Annotated in this window: 1 protein-coding gene; it reads right to left on the bottom strand. The window is 57.9% G+C overall.

The window, feature by feature from the left end; translation table 11 throughout:
* Positions 1-168 precede the first annotated feature (168 nt).
* A complete protein-coding gene (locus tag ACSSV8_RS20010; protein WP_454283652.1) occupies positions 169-3057 on the bottom strand; it encodes a Tn3 family transposase in 2889 nt (962 codons plus the stop codon).
* Positions 3058-3155: the final 98 nt, after the last annotated feature.

The following is a 3155-nucleotide window of genomic DNA, read 5'->3' on the forward strand; positions in this document are numbered from 1 at the left end:
ACGATCTGGAAAACGACGCGCTTTCAGCCATCCGAACAATTCCCTATTCAGTATCTTAATCATCAATACGCAAACCATATGTAGAAAGCAAAAGGAACATGGCGCATCGTACTATCCTCACCGGGGTAGATTCCGGCTGGGTGCAGAATAGTACGTTAAGCGCACCGCTCACAGATTTTTCCATCTGTATTCGCCTGTGAGAAGGATGTGTGCCCATCCAAGGGGTGAGATATGGGCCAGAAGCTCTGGAGGGCCGTCAAATCCGGCGCGTTTTCGCGCGGCGACTGCCTGCCCGAGATGCTTGGTGTTCCAGTAGATGATTATTGCCGCGAGCAGGTTCAGCCCGGCCATGCGGTAGTGCTGCCCCTCAGGGGTTCGGTCACGGATTTCGCCCTGGCGACCGATGCGCAGTGCATTTTTGAGGGCATGATGGGCCTCGCCCTTGTTGAGACCGACCTGGGCGCGGCGCTGCATGTCAGCATCAAGCAGCCAATCGATGATGAAAAGCGTGCGCTCGATGCGACCTATTTCACGCAGGGCAAGTGCAAGCTCGTGCTGGCGTGGATAGGCCGCAAACTTCTTGAGCAACTGACTGGGCGGCATGATGCCCGCCGCCATCGTGGCCACGGCCCGCAGGATATCCGGCCAATTCTGGACGATGAGACCCTCTCTGATCTTGCCGCCGATCAAGCCGCGCAACTCCTTCGGCGCTGCGGTCGGATCGAAGAGGTAAAGCCGTTTCGAAGGCAAATCCCGTATACGTGGAATGAATCGGAAGGCCAGCAGCGAAGTGACGGCAAAGACATGGTCGGTGAAGCCGCCGGTGTCTGCATACTGCTCTTTGATCTTACGGCCCGTTTCGTTCATCAACAGCCCGTCGAGGATGTAGGGCGCCTCGCTCACAGTGGCCGGGATGTTCTGGGTTGCGAAGGGGCCAAACTGATCCGAGACGTGCGTATATGCCTTCAATCCTGGCTCGGAGCCATATTTCGCGTTGATGAGGTTCATCGCTTCACCCTGCCGGGCCGCCGGGAAGAATTGCCCGTCACTGGACGCGGTAACGCTGCCACCCCAGTATTTGGCCATGGGTAGGTTTGCTTGTGCATTGATCACCGTGGCAAGCGCCCGGTTGATGGCATCGCTTTCGATGTGCCAACGGGACAATCGCGACAGTTGCAGGTAGTCGTGAGTGTCGGTGGCCTCGGCCATCTTGCTCAGCCCAAGGTTCAGGCCCTCGGCCAACAACACGTTCAACAACCCGATGCGATCTTTGCAGGGTGAACCGGTGCGCACGTTCGTGAAGGCGTCCGTGAAGCCGGTCGCATTGTCGACTTCCAGCAGCAGATCGGTGATGCGCACAGCAGGCAGACGGTCATAGAGGTCGAGAACCAGGGCCTCTGCCGCCTCTGGCACCGCTGAGGTCAGCCGGTCGATTTTCAGGATGCCGTTTTCGATGGAGCCGCCGGGGATGGTGCCTGACCTCGCCGCCTTGGCCAAACGGTCCAGCCCATCTGTCAGCCGCGCCTTGCGGTCTTCAAGCCAGCTTTCCGGATCAAACGGAACTATCAATCTGGGCGTCGCCTGTGCTGCTTCAACCGGAACCAAGGCCTGTTTCAGATCAGCATAGCGACGTGAATGGGCCAGCCAGATATCGCCCGATCGAAACGCTTCGCGGAGATGGGACAGAACGGCCACCTCCCAGAGCCGGTGATCATCGACCGCTTGAGCATTAAGGTGGCGGTGCCACTTGGAACCACGCCGTAGGAAGCTGGTGGACTGGGATTTGCCATTCCGGTCATCAGCCACGACCTGTGCCGCTTGCATCAAAGGCACCGCCACAGTGGCCCCGTGGATATCAAGCGCCCGCAGCATGCGCGGGGCGTATCGCCGGAACCGATGATATCCCTGCACGACATGGGCGATAGGGTCAGCGGACATCGTGCTCGTCAGTTCGGCAGCGGCTGCCACAAGGCCTTCAAGCTCAAGCCACCCACAGGACGTTTCGGTTGCGGCATCAAGAGAGGCCTCATCCCCCTTGGCTTCCAGAAGGGCAGCGCCCAGATTTTTGAAGGAGCTAAGCGTGTCATACAGAGTGGATTTAGCATCTGCGATGCGCGCATCGCACAACCTCTTCGCATCCTGCCAGGTCTTGCCTACAATCCGGTCATGGGTCTCGACCACCGCATCGGCAATCCCCGCGTGCCATTCCACCGCGCAGACCGCCAGAATGGCAAGACGCCGGTTGCTGGTGATGTCTCGTAGGCCATCGGCAAAATACCGTTCGCCCTGACGGCGCAGCTGCGTAACTCGGTGGGGCGGCAAACCATCCAGAACATCGAACGATAACCCCATCCTCTGTAGAAACTCCAAGCGATCCAGAAGGCGGCTTGCCCCTGCCGAGTTTTTGCCGACCTCGAATTGCCGAAGCCAGATGAACCGGCTGACAGTGCCATCAACCATTTCCGTTAGCAGGTCATCCAACCGACCCTTCATCGTCTCATCCAACCGGTCAGCGATCCGGCTTTCAATCCGGCGCTCGGCCGCGACAAGGGCGTCAGCGCAAAGCCGTTCGATGACAGACACGCCGGGCAGGACTGTCTGGGTGCGTCGGCATTCCTCAATAAACCGCCGGGCAAGGTCTTCATTGGAACGAGCGGTCTCTGCCTCTCGTTCAAGCCAGTCTTTCAGATCACGCGCACCACGACCGGAAAACATCCGATAGCCGTAAACCCCACGTAAGGTTATCAAGTGGTCGCGGCGGGTTTCTTCGCGTGCGCCGTAGTCGATCAGATCATCTGGCTGCAGCCCAAGCTGCGCTGCTAAAAAGCGTGTGACCTCCAACGGAATATTCTCGCCTGGTGCCAGCAACCGACCGGGGTATCGCAAAGCGCAAAGTTGCAGTGCGAAGCCAAAACGATTGTGAGGGCCACGGCGGACACGGATCATTTCGAGATCTTCGTCTGCCAAGGTGTAGTGACGCAGCATCGCCGCTTCATCAGTGGGGAGGTCAAAAAGTGCCGAACGCTGGCGCTCGGTCAGAATGGTGCGATGCGTCATGTTTCTTTTGCTTTCTTATCGTGATTTGCTTATCTTTGATTAAGATAATGAATAAGGAATTATTCTGATGGCTGAAAGCAGAGCTGTTTCCAAAGCAC

It is taken from the genome of Roseovarius sp. MBR-79 (genome assembly GCF_053628555.1).

What these genes read in the sequence shown, in the direction of transcription:
- ACSSV8_RS20010 (WP_454283652.1), bottom strand. Translation starts at nt 3,057, where the DNA reads ATGACGCATCGCACCATTCTGACCGAGCGCCAGCGTTCGGCACTTTTT.